The sequence below is a fragment of the Streptomyces sp. NPDC056224 genome (genome assembly GCF_042267665.1).
Lineage (GTDB): Bacteria > Actinomycetota > Actinomycetes > Streptomycetales > Streptomycetaceae > Streptomyces.
Window position 1 is genome coordinate 394,062 of record NZ_JBHJTK010000001.1, and the last position, 21,452, is coordinate 415,513.

The 21,452-nt window shown below is 72.3% G+C and carries 21 protein-coding genes; 12 read left to right on the forward strand and 9 right to left on the reverse strand.

The annotated features are described in order from the left end of the window. Nucleotides 1–137: 137 nt before the first annotated feature. On the reverse strand, nt 138–2,150 hold the full coding sequence (locus ACFCZ1_RS01810; protein ID WP_376676333.1) for an RICIN domain-containing protein: 2,013 nt from the start codon (nt 2,148–2,150) through the stop codon (nt 138–140). A 554-nt stretch (nt 2,151–2,704) separates the two neighbouring features. Between ACFCZ1_RS01810 and ACFCZ1_RS01815 the strand changes: the two genes are divergently transcribed. Beyond that, on the forward strand, nt 2,705–3,829 hold the full coding sequence (locus ACFCZ1_RS01815) for a pentapeptide repeat-containing protein (RefSeq protein ID WP_376676334.1): 1,125 nt from the start codon (nt 2,705–2,707) through the stop codon (nt 3,827–3,829). Between the two features lie 89 nt (nt 3,830–3,918). Here ACFCZ1_RS01815 and ACFCZ1_RS01820 read toward each other — a convergent pair whose 3' ends face one another. Further along, nucleotides 3,919–4,539 carry an MBL fold metallo-hydrolase gene (locus ACFCZ1_RS01820; RefSeq protein ID WP_376676335.1) on the reverse strand — a complete coding sequence of 207 codons (621 nt, stop codon included), beginning with the start codon at nt 4,537–4,539 and terminating at the stop codon, nt 3,919–3,921. 129 nt (nt 4,540–4,668) lie between these two features. Between ACFCZ1_RS01820 and ACFCZ1_RS01825 the strand changes: the two genes are divergently transcribed. Beyond that, the gene (locus tag ACFCZ1_RS01825; RefSeq protein WP_376676336.1) at nt 4,669–5,007 is read left to right on the forward strand and encodes a MazG-like family protein; all 339 of its coding nucleotides are present in this window, start codon (nt 4,669–4,671) and stop codon (nt 5,005–5,007) included. Here ACFCZ1_RS01825 and ACFCZ1_RS01830 read toward each other — a convergent pair. The 3 genes from ACFCZ1_RS01830 to ACFCZ1_RS01840 form a co-directional block, all read right to left on the reverse strand. Then, nucleotides 4,895–5,176, reverse strand: a complete 282-nt coding sequence (locus ACFCZ1_RS01830; protein WP_376676337.1) for a sigma factor — start codon at nt 5,174–5,176, stop codon at nt 4,895–4,897. The genes ACFCZ1_RS01825 and ACFCZ1_RS01830 overlap by 113 nt on opposite strands. A gap of 69 nt (nt 5,177–5,245) precedes the next feature. Then, a complete protein-coding gene (locus ACFCZ1_RS01835; RefSeq protein ID WP_376676338.1) occupies nt 5,246–6,019 on the reverse strand; it encodes an SGNH/GDSL hydrolase family protein in 774 nt (257 codons plus the stop codon). Next, nucleotides 6,006–6,575 (reverse strand): PadR family transcriptional regulator, encoded by a 570-nt coding sequence (locus ACFCZ1_RS01840; protein ID WP_376676339.1) that lies wholly within the window; start codon nt 6,573–6,575, stop codon nt 6,006–6,008. The genes ACFCZ1_RS01835 and ACFCZ1_RS01840 overlap by 14 nt, the downstream gene beginning before the upstream one ends. A gap of 86 nt (nt 6,576–6,661) precedes the next feature. Here ACFCZ1_RS01840 and ACFCZ1_RS01845 point away from each other — a divergent pair, with 86 nt between their 5' ends. Further along, complete coding sequence (locus ACFCZ1_RS01845) at nt 6,662–7,087, forward strand: nuclear transport factor 2 family protein (RefSeq protein WP_376676340.1); 426 nt, start codon at nt 6,662–6,664, stop codon at nt 7,085–7,087. A 114-nt stretch (nt 7,088–7,201) separates the two neighbouring features. Here the strand turns inward: ACFCZ1_RS01845 and ACFCZ1_RS01850 are convergent, their stop codons facing one another. The 3 genes from ACFCZ1_RS01850 to ACFCZ1_RS01860 form a co-directional block, all read right to left on the reverse strand. Beyond that, a complete protein-coding gene (locus tag ACFCZ1_RS01850; protein WP_376676341.1) occupies nt 7,202–7,963 on the reverse strand; it encodes a hypothetical protein in 762 nt (253 codons plus the stop codon). Between the two features lie 619 nt (nt 7,964–8,582). Then, entirely contained in the window at nt 8,583–8,771 is a 189-nt protein-coding gene (locus ACFCZ1_RS01855) for a hypothetical protein (protein ID WP_376676342.1), read from the reverse strand. A gap of 1,656 nt (nt 8,772–10,427) precedes the next feature. Further along, nucleotides 10,428–12,014, reverse strand: coding sequence for an alpha/beta hydrolase (locus tag ACFCZ1_RS01860; RefSeq protein WP_376676343.1), 1,587 nt, complete (start codon nt 12,012–12,014; stop codon nt 10,428–10,430). Nucleotides 12,015–12,277: 263 nt separating this feature from the next. Between ACFCZ1_RS01860 and ACFCZ1_RS01865 the strand changes: the two genes are divergently transcribed. Then, entirely contained in the window at nt 12,278–12,691 is a 414-nt protein-coding gene (locus tag ACFCZ1_RS01865; protein WP_376676344.1) for a hypothetical protein, read from the forward strand. 10 nt (nt 12,692–12,701) lie between these two features. On the opposite strand, the gene ACFCZ1_RS01870 is transcribed toward ACFCZ1_RS01865, so the two are convergent. Continuing rightward, nucleotides 12,702–13,463, reverse strand: coding sequence for a class I SAM-dependent methyltransferase (locus ACFCZ1_RS01870; RefSeq protein WP_376676345.1), 762 nt, complete (start codon nt 13,461–13,463; stop codon nt 12,702–12,704). Nucleotides 13,464–13,638: 175 nt separating this feature from the next. Here ACFCZ1_RS01870 and ACFCZ1_RS01875 point away from each other — a divergent pair, with 175 nt between their 5' ends. The 8 genes from ACFCZ1_RS01875 (at nt 13,639) to ACFCZ1_RS01910 (ending at nt 20,593) form a co-directional block, all read left to right on the forward strand. Further along, on the forward strand, nt 13,639–14,424 hold the full coding sequence (locus tag ACFCZ1_RS01875) for a 3-hydroxybutyrate dehydrogenase (RefSeq protein WP_376676346.1): 786 nt from the start codon (nt 13,639–13,641) through the stop codon (nt 14,422–14,424). A gap of 337 nt (nt 14,425–14,761) precedes the next feature. Next, nucleotides 14,762–15,607, forward strand: coding sequence for a CAP domain-containing protein (locus ACFCZ1_RS01880; RefSeq protein WP_376676347.1), 846 nt, complete (start codon nt 14,762–14,764; stop codon nt 15,605–15,607). 202 nt (nt 15,608–15,809) lie between these two features. Further along, nucleotides 15,810–16,373: a hypothetical protein gene (locus ACFCZ1_RS01885; protein WP_376676348.1), complete on the forward strand. Its 564-nt coding sequence runs from the start codon at nt 15,810–15,812 to the stop codon at nt 16,371–16,373. A gap of 434 nt (nt 16,374–16,807) precedes the next feature. Further along, a complete protein-coding gene (locus tag ACFCZ1_RS01890; RefSeq protein ID WP_376676349.1) occupies nt 16,808–17,449 on the forward strand; it encodes a thioredoxin family protein in 642 nt (213 codons plus the stop codon). Beyond that, nucleotides 17,446–17,811, forward strand: a complete 366-nt coding sequence (locus ACFCZ1_RS01895) for a TlpA disulfide reductase family protein (RefSeq protein WP_376676350.1) — start codon at nt 17,446–17,448, stop codon at nt 17,809–17,811. The genes ACFCZ1_RS01890 and ACFCZ1_RS01895 overlap by 4 nt, the downstream gene beginning before the upstream one ends. 40 nt (nt 17,812–17,851) lie before the next feature. Then, nucleotides 17,852–18,418 (forward strand): hypothetical protein, encoded by a 567-nt coding sequence (locus ACFCZ1_RS01900; protein ID WP_376676351.1) that lies wholly within the window; start codon nt 17,852–17,854, stop codon nt 18,416–18,418. A gap of 43 nt (nt 18,419–18,461) precedes the next feature. Continuing rightward, complete coding sequence (locus ACFCZ1_RS01905) at nt 18,462–19,193, forward strand: response regulator transcription factor (protein ID WP_376676352.1); 732 nt, start codon at nt 18,462–18,464, stop codon at nt 19,191–19,193. Next, nucleotides 19,190–20,593 carry an ATP-binding protein gene (locus ACFCZ1_RS01910; RefSeq protein ID WP_376676353.1) on the forward strand — a complete coding sequence of 468 codons (1,404 nt, stop codon included), beginning with the start codon at nt 19,190–19,192 and terminating at the stop codon, nt 20,591–20,593. Before ACFCZ1_RS01905 ends, ACFCZ1_RS01910 begins: the two co-directional genes overlap by 4 nt. The last annotated feature ends 859 nt before the right edge of the window (nt 20,594–21,452 follow it).

Consider the following 21,452-nt stretch of genomic DNA (forward strand, 5'->3'; position numbering starts at 1 on the left):
CGTTCGGGGGGGGGGGGGGGGGGGGGGGGGGGGGGGGGGGGGGGGGGGGGGGGGGGGGGGGGGGGGGGGGCGCCCCCCCCCCCGGGGTGGGCTCAGGACGTCGGGGCTGCACGCCCGTCCGTCGTTCGACCGGTAGGTCAGCCGGACTTCTGGACCGTCCAGGCCTGCGTCGCGCGGCCGTCGGCCCGCTGCAGGTCGAGCAGCCAGTTCCCGTAGTAGGGGCGGTTGCTCACGGTCAGGGCGAAGCCGCCGCTGGGGTCCGTGACGGCCACCGCGCCACCGCGGGACGTCAGCTTCCAGGCCTGCGCACCGCCCGAGCCGCAGGGCTGCTGCGCGACCCACATGCCCGCGGCCGGGGTACCGCCCGGCTGCAGGCACTTGCCGGAGACGGCGGACCGGATGCGGACCTGACCGTTGCCCGCGTCGTCGAAGTACCACTGCTGCTGGGCGTACCCGTTGGCACGCGCACCGACGAGCACGGTGCCGTCGGCGCCGCGGCCGCCCCACACCTCTGCGTTCATGCCGGTGCTGCCGTTGCCGAGCAAGTAGCGCGCGCCGGGCGTGGTCGTACCGCCGCCCGCGCCGGTCGTACGGAAGGACGCGGCCTTGCCGGGTCCGGTGTCACGGCCGGAGCCGTCGCGGACCGAGACGGCGACCGTGTACGCCGTACCGGGCTGCAGGTTGTAGATGCGCAGCGCCTGGGACTGGACCCAGGCCAGGTGCTTGCCGTTCAGCAGGACCTGGTACCACGCGGCGCCCTCGACCTTGGGCCAGCTCACCACGACGGAGTTGGACTGGATCTGGGCCGCGGTCACGGCCGGTCCGCCGGTGGGCTTCTTCGTCGGCGTCGGCGTGGGCTTCTTGGTCGGCGTCGGGTTCGGGTTCGGGTTCGGACCGGGGTCGGTGCCGCCGCCCTTGGTCTTCATCAGGAACTGGTTGTCCGCGATGTTCCAGTGCGTGGCCAGGTAGCTGCCGGCCTTCGGGCTGGTGTGGAAGTAGTCGTCGTGGTTGCAGTCCAGGATGTTCTCGGACGCCTGGTTGGTGCAGACGTTGCGCATCTGCGGGTAGTACGGGGTGTCCGAGTAGCACATGACGTCCCACTCGTCCGTGCAGTGCGCGCCCCGGCTGGTGTTCGGGGCGCTGTTGTTGACCGCGCCCAGGTTGTGGCCGAGTTCGTGCGCGGCGGTGTGACCGCCCCAGCAGCCGGAGTCCGTACGTCCGTACGAGGGACCGAAGTTGCTCAGGTTGGCCTGGCCGGGCCGCTCGTCGCCGTTGAAGGTGCCGATGCCGCAGTAGACCTGGGTGTCCGCGAAGATCATGTACTTGCGGTCGCGCCGGTCGAGTCCCTTGCCGGCGAGCGCGGAGTTGGTCGCGCTGAACTCGGACAGCGCCGAGTCCGGGAGCTCGATGTTGAGCACGGTCGGGGTGCAGTCGGCGGCCGTCACGTACCGGATGTGGCGGATGCCGCCGGTCTCCTGGGCGCTCGTCGAGTAGATGAGGTCGGCGTCGGCCGCCCACTTGCGGAACGAGGCGACGTACTCGGAGTAGCGGTCACGGCCGGGACCGTGGACGTACACGACCTGGACGCGGTTGCCGGTGCTGCCGTCGCCGTCGCACTGGACGGTCTGGCCCGCGGGCCCGGCGGCGACGGTCTGACCGCCCGTCGTGGCGGCGGGCGGGGGCGCGTCGGCCTTGGCCTTGGCGGACCCGGCATCGGCCGCGGGCGCGTCCTGAGGACGCCCGCCGCCCTCGGTGGTCGCCGGGTCGTCGCTCGCGGGGCTGGCCGGATCGGCCGCGGGAGCCTTCGCCTGGACGGCCGGAGCGATGTCCTTCTTGATGTCCACGCCCTTGGGCGGGGCGTCGGGGCCGTGGCTGCACTGTCCGGCGCCGGTGCGGTACACGCCGACGCACCGGTCGCCCTTCGGCGCGACCTCAAGGCCGTCGTACACCATGCCGCGGTCGCCCTCGTTGGCGGGCGCGCTCGCGATCGGGTCCGGGTCCTGGTCGCGGGCGGGTGCGGCGGCCGGCGAGACCGGCTCTGCGGCGGCCTCCACCGGAGCCGCCGCCTGGGCTCCGTCGCCGAGTCCGGAGTAGGCGATGCCGGCGGCTATCACCGCCGCCGCGGCCGTGGCGGCGGTGAGGAGTATCAACCGCCGGGGTTTGCGTCGGTGTTCGCGCCGTCTGCGTTGTCCTGTCATGGGCACCTCAAATCGGATCGGGATCACTGGGTGCGCGGAAGCCTGCCAGACGAATGCGCCGGAGAATTCGGACAAACGGGAGGGGGCTTCGAGAAATCGTTCCGTTACCTGTAGGTCAGATTTGACGAACCATCAATAAGCAATAGATTCAAGGAAGTTACGCGCGTCGAGGGTGATTGGTCCAGGCCATTTCGGGGGAGTCGTTATCAAATCGAGATATGCGGCATTGGCTTGTTGACGGGAATTCAGTCAGGGATTCATCTAATTACTACGTGTCGAATTGCCTTCGTCACGACCCGTGAGGAACCATCCGCATCCCGCAGGTAGCCGCCGACATCGGGACAATCACCGCCTCTGCGGGCTGTCGGGGCACCGGCCGGGGGCCGGTGGCCGGTCCCGCAGTGCCGGGCGGTGCCGGCTCGCGCAGGCTCAGGGGCATCCGCCGATGCCGGTGCGCTGACCGGACGGGCACACCCGGTTCCGCCCCGCCTTGCGATCAGGTGCGCATGGATACAGGGGGATCTCCTCATCACCGCCGTACGCCCGTTGCCCCGCGGGGGCGTCGGGTCGGGGTCGTTCTCATCACGGCGGCGGCGGTACTGGCCGCGCTCGCCGCGCTGACCGTCGTGGTCGTCGTGCTGCCGGGGCCGGTGGTCGACCGCGATCTCGCGGGTGCCCGGATCGGGGCCGCCGAACGGCTCGCCGCTGTGAACAACGTGCGCACGACGCTCCTGCAGGCCGTCGGTGGCGCCGTCGTCCTCTTCGGGGCGTACGCCACCTGGCGGCAACTGAGGTTGAGCCAGGAGGGGTTGAACGCCACCCGGGAGGGACACATCACCGACCGCTTCAGCCGGGCGGTCGACCAGCTCGGCAGCGAGAAGCTGGACGTGCGGATCGGTGGTCTGTACGCGTTGTGGCGGATCGCGGACCATTCGGCGCACGACCGTGAGGCGGTCGTCTCGATCATGGCGGCGTTCCTGCGGACTCATCTGCCATGGCCCCCACAAGGGCCGGAGTCCCCGGCGGCGCAGACCTCCGTCAACTCCGTGCCTCCTCTGGAGACCCGTGCCGCGGATGCCCAGGTGGCGCTCACCGGCCTCGGCATGCTGTTCCAGGACCGTCGGCCCGACTGGCTCAACCTCAGCTACACCGACCTGCGGCGGGCCGACTGCGACGGACTGTGGCTGCACCACATGAACTTCGACGGAGAGGCATCGCTGACCGCGGCCAACATGCGGCACGTGGAGCTCGGGACGTCGATTCTCCACCGGAGCCGCTGCATCGAAGCCGACCTGCGCGGCGCCCGCATGGTCAGGGCCGACCTCCGTGACGCCGACTTCTGCGACGCCGACCTGCGGGAGGCGAACCTGCGCAAGGCTCGGTGCCGTGGCACCAAGTTCACCGGTGCGGATCTGAGCCTGGCCGACCTGCGGGGAGCCGACCTCACTGGTGCCGACCTGACAGGCGCCGCGTTGCAGGGCGCGTCGGCGAGCGACCTCACCCTCTGGCCCGCGGGCTTCGCCATTCAGGCGGCCGGCGTCGTGATGGCCGAGGACCCCGGCGGCGAGCCGAGCATTCTGCTGCCGGCCGCCGCGCTCACGAGGAACGTCCCGCCCCTGCAATCGGCCTGACGCCGCGACCGCGGTGGTCCGTCAGGCGACCGCCCCGAGGGGGCCGCCCGCCGCAGTGGATCCGGCGGGCGTCCGTACGCGACCACGGGCTAAGGCAGATCGACCGAACCGCCCAGCGGGACGCGGGAGTAGTCGGTCCCGCCCTTCCCGTCCAGCCACCGGTCGAAGTTGTCCCTGCCGAGTTCGTTCACGAGGGCGTCGTGGATGGGGAAGGCGCGGGCCGGTTTCACCGCACGCACGAACCCGATGGCCTCGCCCGTCTTCAGCCAGGGTCCGGACGCCGGCACCAGCAGCGTCTCGACCGTCTCGGAGGGCACGAACAGCGAATCGCCCGGGTGGTAGACGCCGTCGACGATGTAACCGAGGTTGGGGCAGCCGGGCAGGCCGTCGACGATCTCTGCGTGTGCGCCGCCGACGGCGCGCACGGCGAAGCCGGCCGCGGTGAAGGCGTCGCCCGCCTCGACCGCGGTCACGCCGTCGCCGAGCTCCGCGGCCAGCGCGGCGTGGGTGTGCACGGTCAGCGCGGGGTTGAGTTCGCGCGCCGCCTTGAGCGCGGCGACGTCGATGTGGTCCTCGTGCTCATGGGTGATGAGTACGGCGGTCGCTCCGAGGAGGCATTCCGCTTCGGACAGCGTTCCCGGGTCGATCACGAGGACGCGGTCCCCGACTTCGAGGCGGATACAGGCGTGGCCGTACTTCGTCAGACGCATACGATCAACCTACCGGCAGCTGTGGAGAGTTCTCCAGCGAGACGGGACGGCCGCCGCGCCGCCGGTAGGGTGCTGCCCCTGCCCGACGCCGCCGCGTGCGGGCACGGGAACAGGGAGGTACCGCACGCCGTGACCGCCACATGGGACACCATCACCGCCCTCGCCGACCGCTTCGACGCGTCCGACGCCGAGTTGGGGCTGAAGCCGGAGGAGAGCCACCTGCTCCAAGTGCTCAAGATCGGCGAGGAGTTCGGCGAGGCCGCACAGGCCGTGATCGGAGCCAAGGGCACCAACCCGCGCAAGGGGCACTCGCACAGCTGGGAGGACGTCCACGACGAGGTCTGCGACGTCGTCATCACGGGCATGGTCGCCCTGGCCCGCATGCGACCCGACGCGGCGGCCTACTTCGCCCGGCAGCTCGCTCTGAAAGCGGGCAAGTTCCTGCCCGTCCCCGAGGGCGGCCCTTAAGCACGCCCAGATTGTCCACGGCGTCGGCGTCGGAGCGGCTCGGCTTGAGCCAGACCTCCTGAGCGCCGTCCTCCGTTTCAGCCGGCGAGCCCAGCATGCGGTAGGCCACGGCCCGCAGGCGGGCGCGCTGCGCCTCGAAACGCTGCGCCGGAACGTCTTGCCCGGTCACCCGTCACATCCCCCGTGCCCGGCTCTTGCGGTGCGGTGCGGTGACGGACGATAGCCGACGGGACAGCCCTTAACCCAGGGGCCGGAGTTCGGGGCGCTTCGCGGTCCGGCCGTCGCCGGAGGAGCGGCCGCGCAGGCGGCGTCCGATCCAGGGACCGAGGAACCCGGCCACCCAGCGCAGTTCGGCCCCTGCGGCCTGTCGGCGGCCCGGGACCGGCCGGGGCGGCAGGGGGAGCGTCCAGCTGTCGTCGCTTCCGGGCAGCCGGATGGCCCGGGCGAGGGCGGCGGCGATCCGCTCGTGGCCGACGGGGCTCGCGTGGAGGCGGTCCGCGGTCCACAGCCGCGGGTCGGTGGCTACCGCGTGCCGCCCGACGTCGGCGACGGTGACCCCGTGGCGCGCGGCAGCCGCGCGGATGCGGGTGTTGAGGTCGCGGACGCGGGATCCGAGCGGACGCGCCAGTGGCACCATCGCCCCCACGTCGGGGAACGTCACGGTCACCACGTGGCTGCCGGCGGCCGTCAGCGCGGCGAACATCTCCTCCAGGTGCCCGGCCACTTCAGCGGCGTCGAACCGGGGCCGGAGCATGTCGTTGACCCCGGCGACGACGGTGGTCAGATCGGGGCGCAGGTCCAGGGCGGGCCCCAGCTGCTCGGCGCGGACCTGACCGGCCTTGCGTCCCCGTACGGCCAGGTTGGCGTAGCGGACCTCGGGGTTGACGGCCGCGAGGTGCTCGGCGAGCCGGTCGGCGAAGCCCCGCAGACCGACGGTGTCGTCCCCGTCGCCCATCCCTTCGGTCTGGCTGTCACCGAGGGCCACGTAGCGCAGGTACTCACCGTCCGGCACGGGTGACCTGCCTTTCCCTCAGGACGGCCGCGGCCCGCAGGCACCACTCCCGGTTGCCCTGCTCGAAGGCCACGCCGCGCAGGCATGTCAGGTACCCGCCGATCCGCTCGCCGCGCAGCAGGAACTCCGCCTCGTCCATGTCCCCCCGCATCTGCCGCAGCAGTTCGCCGAGCAGCTCGATCTTCGCCCCGGCGGCGGCGGCCCGTTCTTCGAGCTGTTCGATCACCGCCGCCGTACCGATGCGGTCCGCGCTCTGCACCTTGACGAGCAGGTCGTCGCGGATGACCGACGGCTTCGACGACGCCGCGGCGAACTCCTCCAGCGCGGCGCGGCCGGCGTCGGTGACCTTGAACAGTCGCTTGTTGGGCCGTGTCTCCTGGATCACCTGCCGACCCGCGACCAGGCCTTCCTTCTCCAGTTTGGCCAGCTCGGCGTACAGCTGCTGGGGGAGCGCGTGCCAGAAGTTCGCGACGCTGACGTCGAACACCTTCGCCAGCTGGTACCCGCTGTACTCACCGTCCAGCAGCGCCGCCAGCACGGCATGTCTCAAAGCCATCGCCGCAGCACCTTCCCCGTCTCGTCCGTCCGGTGCATGATACTCAAGAAAGCGACTAGTCATATCCTTGAGTATCAGGAGGGGTCATGGAGACTGCCGAACGCTTCCGCGCCGCCGTGGAGAAGCGCGATCTCGCCGCGATGGGCGACCTGTTCGCCGAGGACATCCGGCTCTACAGCCCGGTGAAGTTCACACCGTTCGAGGGCAAGCCGATGGTGCTGGGACTCTTCGGCGTCCTGCTCCGCGTGTTCGAGGACCTCCGCTACGTCGGACACCTGGAGGGCGTGGCCGAGACCAGCGCGGACGGCGCGGAGGCACCGTCGGCGATCCTGCCCTTCCGGGCCCTCGTGAACGGCAAGCAGATCCACGGAATCGACCTGCTCCAGCTCGACGAGACGGGCCGGGTCAGGGAGTTCACCGTGATGGTCCGTCCCCAGTCCGCCGTGCACGCCCTGGGCGAGGCGGTACTCGCCGGCCTGGTGGCCGACGGCCTCGCCCCCGGCCCGGCCTAGGCCGTTTCGACTCGACCGGCCACCGGGGCAGCGGCATCGCCGTCGGGATCGGCAGCCCGGCCCCCACCCCGTGCCCGGTGGCCGAGGGCCGCCCGAACGGCTCTGAGCGCCCGCTCACTGTTTCGTCAGAAGCAGCCCGGGAAGCGTGATGACCGGAGCCGCCCGGTTGCCGTCGACAATGTGTACCTGGGTCTGCGGTCCGCCCGGGATGCACGCGAGCGCGCCCTCACGGTGTAGCCACATCTGGACCGAAGTCGACATCTGCGGGTAGTGGAAGACCCAACTGCCCTGTTCCGTGCACGTCCCGACCCGCAGGGTGTACTGGCCACCCTGCCCGGAGTTCGTCTGCCCGGTCAGGGTCAGGGACGCAGCGTCCTCCGAGGCGGTCCAGACTCCCGGATAGTCCGTGTACGGCCCGGAGTAGGAGCCGCAGGCCGCCGCCGCCAGCGCGACGACGGCGATTGCGACTGCGGCGCGGGGCGGCTGGATCGACAGCCCCGTCGGGCTGCCGGCGCACAGGACGGTGGCCGCGCACGAGGCGGCCATCGCGACGGCGCACCAGACGACCCAGGGCCCCGTGCCCGCCCTGACCAGCATGACCAGGAGTGCGAGCGCGAGGATCCACGAGGCGGCTGCCCGCCAGACGGCAGTGGTGTTCCGGTCATCGCGCAGCGTCAGCACCACGACCACGATCGGCAGGACCGCCAGGGTCATGGCGAGGAGCATCGCGCACGCCAGGACGAGATTCCCGTGGAATTCCGGCACCAGCATGGTGGTGTCCGCCAACGCGAACGTCCCCACCAGTCCCGCGACCTCCACCGCGAGCGCCGACCACAGCACGACGGCGAGCCGGCGGCCCTTCGTTGCTTCCCCCACCAAAGCCCCCAGGATTTGAGCACGTTCAATTAGTGGGGTGCATGCTACTGGAACCGGCCACCCCGTCGAGCAGCCGGTACCGGGAGGGGAGCTGCCCACCGTGCGGAGCAGTGGCACCGCGCCGGAGCGGACAGCCGCCATCGCCGGGACTACCGTGGACGGAGGTGGCTCCACCGTTCCGTCGGCCGGAGGTGGGACACGAGCGCGGACGGCCGGCCCGCTTCCGGTGGCGCATCGACAAGCTCAAGCAGTGGCGCGGCCCGGCCACCCGATACGACTGACCGCCCTGACCGATCCAGCGATGGCCGCCCCACTTCCCGTAGCTGCATAGCTGCATAGCTGCAGGAGACGGGTGACCGTGACCAGGATGACCCGGCCCGCCCCGCTGGACCGGGGCAACCCCGACGTCGTGCTGGGTGTCGACACGCACAAGGACGTCCACGTTGCCGGCGTGGTCACGGCCGCTGGCGCCTTCGTCGAGAGCCGGAGCTTTCCGACGACCGCCGAGGGCGGGCTACGAACAGTTACCGGCCTGGGCCCGGACACTGGGCCACCTCCGCCTCGCGGTGTTCCGTATCCGACGCCGTGCGCCGACCCGCCGGGGACTGCGGGACGGCCCTCAGGTCTGCAGGTGTTCGCGGGCGGCGTCGGCGAGGATCAGGTCGGCGGCGTAGTGCGGGCAGGCCGCGGTGTGCCAGGTCACCGACAGCGCGCCCGCCACGGCCGACAGGGTCCGCGCGACGCCTTCCTTGTCGCTGGCCTGGCAATACGGGCAGACGACGTTTTTGGGGCGCAGGGAATCGAGCACGGTCACGTCCTTCCTGCGGACAGCGCGCACACCGGAGCTGTCCAGAAGTATCAAATCCCGGCCCCATCAGGTCGCGATACCCGCGAGTACGTACAAACCGTTCTCGGGCGACGTGTCTACGGGCGGCGCCGGACGGCCCGCCACCCGGTGGCGCTCGCGTCGTGCCCGGTGCCGATGCCGATGCCCGGTACCCGGTCGCCTGGGTCAAAGGTGGCGGAGGAGACGCTGGCCGGCACCGCAACCGGGCACCAGGCCCGTTGGCCGTACGCGCCCGCACCCCGCGCGACCTGGCGACCTCTGTCACCGGCTCGGCGACGCCGGGCGGCGGGCGGTGCTCGCGGCAGGGGTCCCCGAGGACCCGGCCGAACTGTGGGCGCAGGGCGGGATGACCGCGGCGGCGGAGCGGATGGCCGCCGTCTGGGCGGAGCTGCTCGGCACCACCCCGTACGTGGACGAGGGGCTGGCCGGGGCGCTCGAAGCCGACCTGGGGCTGGGTGACGGCTGGGCCCGCGCCCTCGCGGCCGGCCGGGCGCCCGCGGAGGCCGCCCTCCCCGGCTCCGGGTTCGTCCTCGTCGGCCACCGGGGCGGCGGGCTCAGCCTGCACCACGGGGAGGCGGACGGCAGCGCCGGCCGCTGGGTGATCACCGGCCGGTCCCTCCACCGCGAACCCGCGTCCGTCGTGGCCTGGGCGCTGACGGAGCGTCCGGTCGGTGATCCGGCCGCCGCGGGAGCCGTGCGCCTGTACGGCGCGCTGCGGGAGCTGCTGGACGACCCCGGGACGCTGATCCCGCTGGGCTGGTACTTCGAGCTGGGCCGCGCGGTGGCCGGTGACCCGGCCTTCACCCCGTACGCGGGAACCGTGCTGCCCTGCCCCGAGCCCCTGTACCGGGAGGACACGGAGGTGTCCACCGCCCATGACGACGGCCTGTTCGTGGTCTCCGTACCCGGTCGTGACGTGTTCCTGCGGCCGGCCGCACTGGCCGATCCGGAGCGCGTGGAGCGGGCCGTGCGGCTGTGCGGCGAACTGGGCCTGCCCGGCCTGCTGGAGGCCGTCCGGCGGATTCAGGCGGTGTGCGGCGAGGGGCTCGCCCGGATGGTCGACCGCGCGGCCTCGACCCCGGTGCCGCCGGGCGGTCACGAGCTGAACCCGGCCCTGAGCACTCCCGGTCTGGTCGCCGAGGTCACGGGCGTCCTCGGGGTCGGCGCGGACGCGGCCGCCCTGTACCTCCAGCTCCTGGCCCTGGCCCGGCCCACGGACCAGAACGTCCGCCGCTGGAATGGCTGGACTCCCGCTTGCCACAAGGCGGCTCAGGCCGACCTGGCGGCGGCATGCGCCGTCCAGACCGGCAGGCGTGCCCGGGCCCGGCCGGACGGCCTTCGTCCCCGGCGCGTGGACGGAGTTCAAGGCACCCCACCTGCCGGTGGAGACCGCCAAACTCCCGGCCCACCTGGTGTCCGCCGGGACGTCGGAGCCCCAGGGCCCGTTCATCCGCTTCCTGTGCCCGGTCCCGCCGCACGAACTGTTCGCCCGTGCCTGGGGGCGGGCGCGCGCGGCAGCGCAGGGGTAGCCGCCGGGCCCGCGACCACGGGTCCACCCGGAGCCGCGAGCGCTCTCGACGTCATGGAGGGAGCGGGGGAGCGCGACCCCGCCGTCGATCACGGGGTGCGGCGGTGGTCCGAGGTTCCTGCGCCCCCCGGACGGGGCCCCGCCGCAGGATCGGGCAGCGGTTTCCCCGCACAGGCGGAGTCCTGGGCCGGCAGCCGGCCTTCGAGGAGGAAGTCCTCGACGTAGGTGTCCACGCAGGCGTTGTGCGCCTGGTAGAGGCCGTGGTCGCCGCCGCTCACCGTGATCAGGCGTGATCCCGCGAGCCCTCGGTGGGCCCGCAGGGCGCCCTCGTAATGGGTCGCCGGGTCGTTGACCGAATTGAGCATCAGGACGGGCGGCAGCCCCTTGCCCGTGACCTCGACGTGCGGCGCCGTGGAGCGCGGCCAGGCCGCGCAGACCGACGCGAACGTCAACTCCCTCGCCCCGGCCAGGGGATGGCTGAGGGTGTCCGCTTCGCTCTTCCTCACCCAGTAGCCGGTGCTGCGGGTCCACGGCGTGTCCGAGCAGACGACGGAGAAGAAGTCGGCGGCGAACCCGGCCGCCAGCGGGTGTTCGAGTTTCCGGGCGAGGGCCTGCCGGGCGGCCGGCGGGGCGCTGTCCGGGTGTTCCAGCACACCGAGGGCGGCCGCGAGGTCCGGGAAGGTGCCACCGCTGTAGACGGAGCCGGTCGCCGCCGCGTCGAGGTGGTTGGACGTGATGACGGCCCCGTCGAGGTCCAGCGGGTGCTCGCGCAGCGCCGTCCGGAGCCCTTCGTAGCGTGCTTTCGCCTCCCCAGGGGTCCGGCCCAGGTGGTAGGTGGCGTCGTTCTTCGCCAGCCAGGGCAGGAAGTCCTCCTCGAAGCGGCGCTGGAAGCTGAGCGGCTGACCCGTCATGAAGGTCTGCCAGCTGCCGGTGAAGCCGATGTTGCTGTCGAGCACCACCCGGTCGACGCGGCGGGGGAACTCGGTCGCGTAGTAGGCGCCCAGCATGGTGGCGTAGGACGGGCCGTAGTAGGAGACCTTGTCGGCGCCGAGGAGCGCGCGGTAGAGGTCCATGTCGTGCACGGCCTGGTCGGTGGTGATGTACGGCAGCAGGTCCCCGGAGTTGCGCCGGCAGTCCCGTACGAAGGCGCGGGTGCGCTCCAGGGTGGCGCGGACGGCCTGCTCGCCGCGGTCGCGCAGATCGCCGCTGCCGAACAGGGCGTCGACGGTGTCCTGGTCCGAGCAGACCACGTTGGTACTGGCCCCGACACCGCGCTGGTCGAAGCCGACGATGTCGTAGGCGGCCGCCAGCTTCGGCGCGTACGAGGCCAGTCCGGCGGGCCGGCCCAGGCCCGAGGCGCCCGGCCCGCCGGCCGCCATCATCAGGACGCCCCGGCGCGCGGCGGGGTCCGCGGCCCGGTGCCGGGACACCGCCACCGTGAGGCTCGGTCCCGCGTCCGGGTGGTACCAGTCGCGCGGTACCGACATGGCCGCGCACTCCAGCGAACCGTCCTTGCACGGCTGCCAGTCGAGCCGCTGATGGGCGTACCGCTCCGGTACGGGAGGTGCGCCGGCCGGGTTCGCGCCGTGCGCGGTGGACAGGGGCAGGGCGGTCGCGGCGAGGATCCCGCAAACGGCGGCCAGGGCCCAGCGCGCCGGTTTCCTGGGCAAGTGCATGTGCTGTTCTTCCCGTTGAGGTCGATCGGTGGTACTCAGCCTCGTCGAACGGGCGGGCCCGGGGCGATATCGCTACTACCCGTACCCGTGGTGGTGCTAGTGCCATCCCGTCGGCGCCCTAGCAGAGGCGGAGCACAACCGTCCCCGGGCGCGGTGGAGTTCACCCCTTCGGGGGCGGGGGGTTCATGGGGTGCCGTCCGTGCCGCCGGATCCTGCTGTCATGGGCGCTATGGCAGGGGCGCACGGGAGGGGAGGAGGAAGCATTGGGGTATGCGGGGCTCGGCTTCTGGATCCTCACCGCTGTCATCGGCGCGTACCTGCTGACGGTCTGGCTCCGCGAGGGCGGCTGGCGGCAGCGCGCCGCGGCCGTCACCCGCCTTCCGGTGTCCGTCATCCTCGCGCACATCCTGCTCGCGGTCGCCGGGCTGTGCTGCTGGGCGCTGTTCACCTTCTCCCGGGTGGCCTCCGCGGGGCGGGCGGCTTCCGCGCTCGTCCTGATCGTCGCGTCCCTCGGAGCGGTCCTGCTCTTCCGCTGGCTGCCGAGCAGTGGCCGCCACTCCCGTGACGAGGACGCCGCGGCCGAGCGCAACTTCCCCGTCGCCGCGGTCGTCACCCACGGAGTCAGCGCCGTGTTCACCGTGATCGTCGTGGTGACCACCGTGATCTACGCGACCTGACCCCCGCAGGTCAGCGGGGTGCCGAGACCCGGCGGACCCCCCTGCGCACGCGCAGCACGTCCGCCGTCAGCTCGCCCTCCCAGGCGAGGCCGTACCGCGCGAGCTCCTCGCGCAGCGCCCGTACGGTCATCGGCCGGAGCAGGAAGGACTCCTGCGACCGCCGCAGGATCCGGCCCTGACGGCACACCAGGTAGGCGTAGTCACAGCGGATCAGGCCGTCCTCGGCGCGTGCGGTGACCTGACCGCGGTAGGTGTCGGTGCCCAGGCGGACCTCGCCGAGCGAGCGCCGGGTCGGACGGACCGGGAGCCGGGCCGGAGGGCGGTCCAGGAAGAGCAGGCCGCCCGGCACGAGCAGGTCGGCCACCGCCTGCCAGAGCATGCGCCGCTCCTCGGGCGGCAGGCACGGGACCAGCCGCAGGCAGACGGCCAGATCGGCCTGCCCCGTCAGTGACAGGTCGAGCGCGGAACAGGCGTGCACGGTGACCCGGTCGGCGGCCGACCGGCCGACCGGGGGGTGCAGGCGGGAGAGCAGCAACGACCGCATGGTGGCGGCGGGTTCGACCGCGTGCACCGGCACGATCGACGCGTCGATCAGCACCTCGGTGACCAGACCGGTCCCCGCGCCGATCTCGACGATGCCGATGCGGGCCGCCGCCGCCGGACCGGCGAGCGCCTGGGCGTGCCGGTGGTACGAGCGGGCGTGCAGCAGGTCGTAGAACTCCGCCGACACGGCATACGCCTCGGCCGGTCGTGTCTCCACCCCTATGTCCATCGGGCCATCATCGCCGGACCGGGCCCGGCCCACGAGCGCACGATCCGGCCACCGGCCCGGTCGGGGCCGGACGTTCCCCGTGCCGTCGCACTGGCGATGTCCGACACACGGCCCGGACCGACTATGGGGGCCACACCCATGGGAGCGGCACACGGAAGTCGCGATGATTCCGGCCATGACAAGCGCAACCACTTCCGCGTCCGGCCGGTCGGCAGGTGTCGGCCTGGCGGGCCGCAGCGCCCTGGTGACCGGCGCCGGCAGCGGCATCGGGCGCTCCTGCGCCACAGCCCTCGCCGCTGCCGGGGCCCTCGTCCACGTCGTGGACATCGACGCCCGGGCCGCCGCGTCCGTCGCCGAGGAGATCGGCGGCCGACCGCACGTGGTGGACCTGGCCCGCCGGGAGCTCGTCGAGGAACTGCCCGCCGACATCGACATCCTGGTCAACAATGCCGGCCTCCAGCACGTGGCCCCCCTGACCGAGTTCCCGCCGGAGCGGTTCGAACACCTCCAGAAGGTGATGGTCCACGCCCCGTTCCTCCTGCTCCGCCGGACCCTGCCCCACATGCGGGCGCGCGGCTGGGGCCGGATCGTCAACATCTCCAGCGTCCACGGTCTGCGGGCCAGCGCGTTCAAGGCGGGCTACGTGACCGCGAAGCACGCCCTCGAAGGGCTGAGCAAGGTCGCGGCCCTGGAAGGCGCCCCCCACGGCATCACCAGCAATTGCGTCAACCCCGGCTACGTGCGCACTCCCCTGGTGGAACAGCAGATCGCGGCCCAGGCCGCCGCCCACGGCATCGCCCCCGAGCAGGTCGTCGGCGAGGTGCTGCTCAGCCGCTCCGCGATCAAGCGGCTGATCGAACCGGAGGAGGTCGCCGCCGTCGCCGTCTGGCTCTGCGGACCGCACGCCGGCTACCTCACCGGCGCCTCGATCCCCTTGGACGGCGGCTGGACGGCCGCCTGAACGCCGCCCGCCCACCTCCCGGGGTCCTTCCGGGATCCCGGGGAGCGGCGGCGTACGGCTCGGGGGCGGGCTCGGGCGCGCGCCTCAGTGCGGCGCTCCGGCCGGTCGCCTTCCACAGCTCCGGACCCCGGGCCGGTGCGTGCCACACCTGGACCCCTCCATGCGGCCGCCTGCCCCGGCTCGTTCCTGCGCCGATCCTGCGGGCTTCCTTAAGGGACCTTGAAGAACGCCTCCCGGCAGCTCTTTTCGCTGGTCACGGCTCTAGGCTCGGTCGAACCCTCCCCGAGCTACCGCGGGGAGGCGCCCCGATCCCTTCTCTCTGTGAGGTGCTACAGGCATGAGCCGCAGCCGAACTCCCGCAACGCCGACCCGCGTCGAGGCGCGACGGAAGAAGACGGTGCGCACGCGCATCGTGCTGTCCCTCACCGCGGCGGCCGCGGCGGTGGCGGTCGGGGTCGCGGTGGCCGATTCCGGCGGCGGTGCGCGCGGGGAACAGCGGGCGGACGGCCCCACCGGAGCGAAGTCCGGGAAGGGTGCCCCCGGCGGCGAGCAGGCGACGGCAACCCCCTCTGCCCCGCTCCCGACGCTCACCGCGGACGCCGCGTCCGCGACGGGCGCGATGCCGTCCACCACGCCCGGCTCCGACGCCTCGGAATCCGCCGATCCCACGAAGTCCGCGGCGCAGGAGGCCGCTCCGGCCGCTTCGGAGCCGCCCCGGAGCAGCAAGCCCGCGCGTACGCGCGCCGCGACCACCGGCGGCGGCTCCGGGGGAGCGGGCGGCTCCTCCGGCGGTGGATCCAGCGAGTCCGAGTCCGCGGTCCTCGCCCTGGTCAACAAGGAGCGGGCGGCGGCGGGGTGCGGTCCCCTGACCGCGAACGCCAAGCTGAGCGCCGCGGCACGGTCGTACAGCGACACCATGGCCCGCAGCGGCGTCATGTCCCACACCGGACCCGACGGGTCCACCATGACCACCCGCGTGGAAGCCGCCGGATACGGCTGGTCCGGCCTGGGCGAGAACATAGCCCGCGGCCAGGCGGACGCCGACGCGGTCATGAACGCCTGGATGAACAGCCCCGGCCACAAGGCCAACATCCTCAACTGCGCCTTCCGGGAGATCGGCATAGGCGTCCACAAGGGCGACGGCGGTCCCTGGTGGACGCAGGACTTCGGCACGCCGAGGTAGCCCCCACCCACCGGCCGTAGCCCCCCACCGGCCGAAGCACCCCCCACCGGCCCTCCCGCCCCGGCCGCCGAGCCGCCCACATCCTCCGACCCGTACGCGGGCCAGGAGGATGTCGGCGTTCGCCCGCGGATCCGAGGCGGGCCGCGCCGCTGTCCGGGGGAGGCGGTGACGGGCGGCCCGCAGCGTCGGCCACTATGGGGCCGTGCCTCGAATTCCGCGCTACCTGCTCATATGGCTGTCGTGCACGGCCACCAGCGTGACCGCCGTGCTCGTCACGGTCCAGTTCGTGGTCGGCTCGACCCGGCATACGCCTCCGGTCGCCCGCTCCGCCCCGATGGTTTTCGACTCGCCGCCGGCCTGGCTGGCGGGGCAGGGCCAGTCCCCGAGCCCGCAGTCCCCGAGCGCGTCCGCCGGCGGCTCGCCCACCGCGACCGAGCGGCCGTCCCCCTCGGCTTCCACCCCCGTACCCGTGAAGGCCTCGGCGGCAACGCCCCGGACGACCGCGCCGAAACCCGCCGTCGACTGCGAGGAGGGCGGACCGGGCCTGCACACCGTTCCTTCGCAGGGCGGCAAGGTCACCGTGCGGTACGGGAGCCGCGGCGTGTGCCTGATCTCCGCGATACCCGGCCGCGGATTCAAGGCCACCACGTCACAGACCGCGGACGACACCCTGACGGTCACGTTCACCAGCGCGGACCACCGCTCGGAGGTCACGGCGACGATCGAACCGGTGGCGAAGGCCAGCGTCCGCGAGACGTCGTTCTGACAAGGGCCCGCCGGCGGGGCGATCCGCACCACTTGACCCCCTGATCCCTTTTGCTGGTTTCATCTCTTTATGTGCGCTCATCGCCCGGGTTCCGGCGAAGCGGAAGGTGAGCTGTTCCTTAGGGGAACCTCAAGATCACGCCCACGCGGTCCGGGCGGCCCGGAGCGGTCCTATGCTCGCGTCAGCCGAGCGGCCTTCGGCGTCCGGGCGTGATGTCCCGGCGACCGGTCCGGCCGTCGGCTTCACCGATCCGGGAGGCGTTCCGCCCGTCCCGTAGTCCGAACCGTGCCTTGGGGTGTCCTCGCCATGAGTCCTCGCATGCTCCGACCCGTCCGCGCCGGCCGCAGCACGTCCCGGCCCGGCTCCTTCGCGGCCCGTGGAGTGCGGCTGCCGCTGGTGGCCGCCGCCGTGGTCGCCGCGGGGCTGACCGCCGCGTGCGGGCCGTCCTCCCAGCCCGTCGGTGCCGCATCGCCGTCGGTGGCCGGACAGTCGTCGCAGGCCCTCCCACCGGGACGGAGTCCGCTGCCGCCGTCTCCTCCGCCGATGCGTCCCCGACCGCCTCGGCCTCGCCGTCGGCGACCGCCGGCAGCCCCTCCGCCTCCGCGCCGACCCCGTCGCGCACCCAGGCCGCCTCGGCCGCCCCCAAACCGTCCCGTACGTCCGCCGCTCCCGCGCCCGCACGGATACCCGGGCCCGGCTACGACGGTTCGGCCGATGCGCAGAAGCTGATCGACGCGGCTCTGAGAGCGGCCAAGGCAGACGGCAGGATGGTGCTGCTCGACTTCGGCGCCAACTGGTGCGGCAACTGCAAGGCGGCCGACAAGGTGTTCGCCCAGCCGGGGACCGCGGCGATCCTCGGGGCCTCGTACCACCTGGTCAAGGTCGACATCGGCGGCGACAGCTCCGCCAACTCCGCGCTCCTGCGCAAGTACAGCCCCTCGGGCGGCACCTACAAGATGCCCGTCCTGGTCGTCGTCACGCCGTCCGGCACGGTGCGCACCGATACCCACGCCACGGGCAACCCCGCCCTGACCGCGGAGGGGATCAACTCCTTCCTGCGTCAGTGGGCGTCATGAAACGACCCGTTCTGCGGCCCGCAGCCCTGGCCGGAATCGGCCTCGTGGTGGCGGCCGCCACGGTCGTGGAGTCCGCCGCCCGGCCGACCGCGCCCGTGCTGGCGGGCGAGGACCTGGACGGAAAGCCGGTCGGCCTCACCGGGTTCCGTGGCCAGGTCGTCGTGCTCAACGTCTGGGGCTCGTGGTGCGGACCCTGTCGGGCGGAGGCCGACGACCTCGAAAGGCTCAGCGAGCAGACCCGGGCCGAAGGGGTCCGGTTCCTCGGGATCAACGTCCGCGACCGGGACCGCGCGGCGGCGCAGGCCTTCGTACGCGCGCACGGCCTCGGGTTGTGGAGCGCGGACTTCACCGCAGCCGTCTAGTTCTCCGTCCCCCCACCCGTCCCCTGACGCAGAGGCACAGATGAAGGTCTCCCCGTACGTCCGGCATTCCCGCAAGGCCCGCATCGCGGCCGCCCTCCTCTCCCTGGCCGCGCTCGCGGCATGCGGCGAGCAGCCCGCCGGGGCCGACGGCGCCGCGCCCACGATGCGTTTCACCGAGAACGGCGTCACCGTCACGCTCTCGGTTTCCGACTGGCATGCCGAGAAGGGCACCCTGACGGCGGTCTTCACCCCCGAGGAGAAGGGGTTCCACCTCTACAGCACCGATCTGCCACCCACCGGAATCGAGGGCGTGGGCAGACCCACCGCGGTGGACGTCACCGGGGTCCTGCGGGCGGACGGCAAACTGACGGCCGCCGCGGACGTGCGCACGATCAGCGTGCCCGGCGTCGACGCCCCGGTCCCCGTCTACCCCGACGGCCCCGTCACCACCACGCTGCCCGTCCGCGCGGACGGCAACGGAGACGCGACGGTCCTGCTCGGCTACGCGAGCTGCAGCTCGCAGGAGGGCTGCACCATCCCGGTCTCCGACCGCCCCGTGCGCCTCCGCATCACCGACGACGGCCCGGCCTTCGGTGTCCACCAGTAATGAGCATGTCCACGAGGAATGAGCGTTCACCTAAGGTGTGCCCATGCCCAGCGTCCTGGTCGTGGAAGACGACCCCAGCATCCGCCAGTCACTGATCGAGGTCCTGACGGAGCACGGGTATGCCGTACGCAGCGTGGGCGACGGGTTCGGCGCCCTGCGCGAGGTCACCCAGATGCCCGTCGACGCCGTGGTCCTCGACCTGGGGCTGCCCGATCTGGACGGAGGAGACGCACTGCGCATGATCCGCGGCATCTCCTCCGTGCCCGTACTCGTGGCCACCGCCCGCGACGACGAGACGGAGATCATCAAGCTCCTCAACGCGGGCGCCGACGACTACCTGGTCAAGCCCTTCTCCGGGGGACAGCTCATCGCCCGCCTCTCCGCGGTCCTGAGGCGCACCAGCCACCTTCCCCCCGCCCACGCCGCGCACGCCGCTCAGGCGTCGGGGCCGGCACCGGCAGCCGAACCGCTGCGCGCCACCACCGTGGGCGAGCTGGCGGTGGACCCTGGCGCGCGCACCGCGTACCTGGCCGGCCGGGAGCTCCGGCTCACCCGCCGGGAGTTCGACCTCCTGGCCTTCCTCGCCCACCACACCGGCCAGGTCGTCTCCAAACGGCGGCTGCTGACCGAGGTCTGGCGCGAGCCGTACGTGGACGACCAGACCGTCGACGTGCACCTGTCGTCCCTGCGCCGCAAGCTCGGCGAACGGGCAGCGGCGCCGCGCTACCTGCTGACCGTCCGAGGCGTCGGCATCAAGCTGGTGGCGCCGCGGTGAGACGCTCACTGGCAGGAGTGGCGCTCGCCGTGACCTCCATGGTCGCCCTCTCCTTCCTCATACCCCTGGCCGCACTGGTGATGTCGCTGGTCAAGGAGCAGAGCGTCACCGCGGCCGAGCAGCGGGCGGCTGCCCTGGCCCCCGTACTGACGCTGACCACGGACCCGTCCGCCCTGCGGGAGTCCGCCGCCAGCCTGGACGTGGCCGAGTACCTGGTCGTCCACCTGCCGGACGCCCCCGCCCTCGGCAGTTCACGGGCCCCCGCGTCGCTCCTCGAACGGTCACAGCACGGGCGCGAGTCCATCTCCCAGCGGATTCCCAGCGGCTGGATATGCCTGCAGCCGGTGGTGCTGCCCGGCGACCGGGTCGCCGTCATCGAGAACTTCGTCCCCGAGCAGGAGCTGACCCGTGGGGTCCGGGCCTCCTGGGCCGTCATGCTCCTCCTCGCCGTGGGGCTGATCGGCGGTTCCGTGCTGGTCGCCGACCGCCTCGGCGCGAAGGTCGTCAGATCCTCCAAGCGGCTCGCACACGCTTCCCAGGCGCTGGGCGAAGGCAATCTGGACGCCCGGGTGGAGCCCATGGGGCCCAAGGAACTCCGCGACGCGGGGCTGGCCTTCAACGCCATGGCCCACCGGATGACCGAGCTGCTCGCCGTCGAACGCGAACTGGTCGCCGACCTGTCCCACCGGCTGCGCACCCCGCTGACCGCCCTGCACCTGGCATCGGAGCGGATGGCGGGCTCACCGGAGTCGGCCAGGGTCGAGGCGGCGGTGGGCGCACTGGAGGCGGAACTCCAGGCCATCATCACCGCGGCGCGCACCCCGCTCGCCGTGGGCCCGATGGGCCAGGGAATGCTCGGCACGGACGGGGGCACGGGCCACCACGCCACGAGCACGGGACCGTCCGGACCCCGCTGCGAGGCGGCCGACGTCGTCCGCCGCCGGACCGCCTTCTGGGCGGTCCTGGCGGAGCAGCAGAACAGGCCCTGCTCCCTGGAACTCACCCAGGAGCCCGCACCCGTCAGCCTTTCCGACGACGACATCGCCGCCGTGGTGGACGCGCTCATCGGCAACGTCTTCCGGCACACTCCACCCGGAACTCCGTTCGCCGTCCGCGTCCTGCGCACCGCGCAGGCCGTGGAACTGGTCGTGGAGGACGCGGGTCCGGGCATCCCGGAACCGGACCGGGCCCTCTCCCGCGGGAGCAGCACCGGCTCCTCGGGACTCGGCCTCGACATCGCCCGCAGGGCCGCGTCCGTCACCGGCGGCTCGATGGACATCGCGCGGGGTCCTCTCGGAGGCGCCCACATCACCGTGGTGTTCGCACTCGCCCCGTCCCTGCTGTCCGGGCGCAGGCAACGCACCTCCCGACGGCGTACGGGATGGCCGCGCGGCCGCTGAGACGGTGGCAGGCCACCGGGAGGGCAGTGGCGACCCGAGGGCCTGCGCGATCCCGGGCCCCCGCGGCGGCCGAGTGCACCGGGGGCCGCACGTCCCCGCTGCCCCGTGAACCGGTCCTCGTCTGCGCTCCGGGCCGAACACGTCATGGTGTGAATCCGCCGAGTCATCGGCTTGCCGGGGTCCGGTGTGACGTCATCATCCTTTCCACGCAAAACCCGGGGTCGATTCTTCCTTTTGGAATGATGGAGAGTCACGCGGCGTGCACTCTGGGCGATTTCGCTATTTGACGGGTCGTCCAACAAAGACATGCGATGTACCAAGTTTACGTAAAGACGCACGCCATTGAGGCGGTTGGGAATGGCCTGGACCAAAGGTGGCGCGTCGGTCAACTGGCCATATCTGCCGCCTAGTTGACGTCATGTCATATCGCTCCTTTCGGGTGATTGAACAGGGGACATCTTCGCGCATAGAGCAACGTCGTTCAGAACCCTCCTTCTCTCTGGCAGGATTCCCGGCACCCAAAGCACTCAAGGAAAGAGGTGTGGTCGTGCCTGGTTGTGGAGGACCTGAACCTCAGCTTCACCGGCGGCGCAAGGCCCGCGGTCTCACCGGATATGACGCTGGGTCATCCGGCATCGCCCGGCTGTAGCAGCCTCTGCGGAGAACACGGCTGACGGAGCCGTACTCTCCGGCCAGGCCGACCTTCGGCGGTATTCCGAAGGCAACAGACAACAGCCGCGTGCGGATTCGGTCCGCACGTCCGGCTCGGCGGCCCCCGCGGCGGGGTGGTGGGTCGCCCGGCATTCCGGTAAGGCCTCGCGTCCTCGACGGCCGGCCCCTGCACCGTTCGGTCCGGGTC

Coding starts and splice junctions, on each gene's coding strand:
- ACFCZ1_RS01815 (WP_376676334.1), top strand. CDS start 2,705: ATGGATACAGGGGGATCTCCTCATCACCGCCGTACGCCCGTTGCCCCG.
- ACFCZ1_RS01820 (WP_376676335.1), bottom strand. CDS start 4,539: ATGCGTCTGACGAAGTACGGCCACGCCTGTATCCGCCTCGAAGTCGGG.
- ACFCZ1_RS01840 (WP_376676339.1), bottom strand. CDS start 6,575: ATGGCTTTGAGACATGCCGTGCTGGCGGCGCTGCTGGACGGTGAGTAC.
- ACFCZ1_RS01845 (WP_376676340.1), top strand. CDS start 6,662: ATGGAGACTGCCGAACGCTTCCGCGCCGCCGTGGAGAAGCGCGATCTC.
- ACFCZ1_RS01860 (WP_376676343.1), bottom strand. CDS start 12,014: ATGCACTTGCCCAGGAAACCGGCGCGCTGGGCCCTGGCCGCCGTTTGC.
- ACFCZ1_RS01870 (WP_376676345.1), bottom strand. CDS start 13,463: ATGGACATAGGGGTGGAGACACGACCGGCCGAGGCGTATGCCGTGTCG.
- ACFCZ1_RS01875 (WP_376676346.1), top strand. CDS start 13,639: ATGACAAGCGCAACCACTTCCGCGTCCGGCCGGTCGGCAGGTGTCGGC.
- ACFCZ1_RS01880 (WP_376676347.1), top strand. CDS start 14,762: ATGAGCCGCAGCCGAACTCCCGCAACGCCGACCCGCGTCGAGGCGCGA.
- ACFCZ1_RS01895 (WP_376676350.1), top strand. CDS start 17,446: ATGAAACGACCCGTTCTGCGGCCCGCAGCCCTGGCCGGAATCGGCCTC.
- ACFCZ1_RS01900 (WP_376676351.1), top strand. CDS start 17,852: ATGAAGGTCTCCCCGTACGTCCGGCATTCCCGCAAGGCCCGCATCGCG.
- ACFCZ1_RS01905 (WP_376676352.1), top strand. CDS start 18,462: ATGCCCAGCGTCCTGGTCGTGGAAGACGACCCCAGCATCCGCCAGTCA.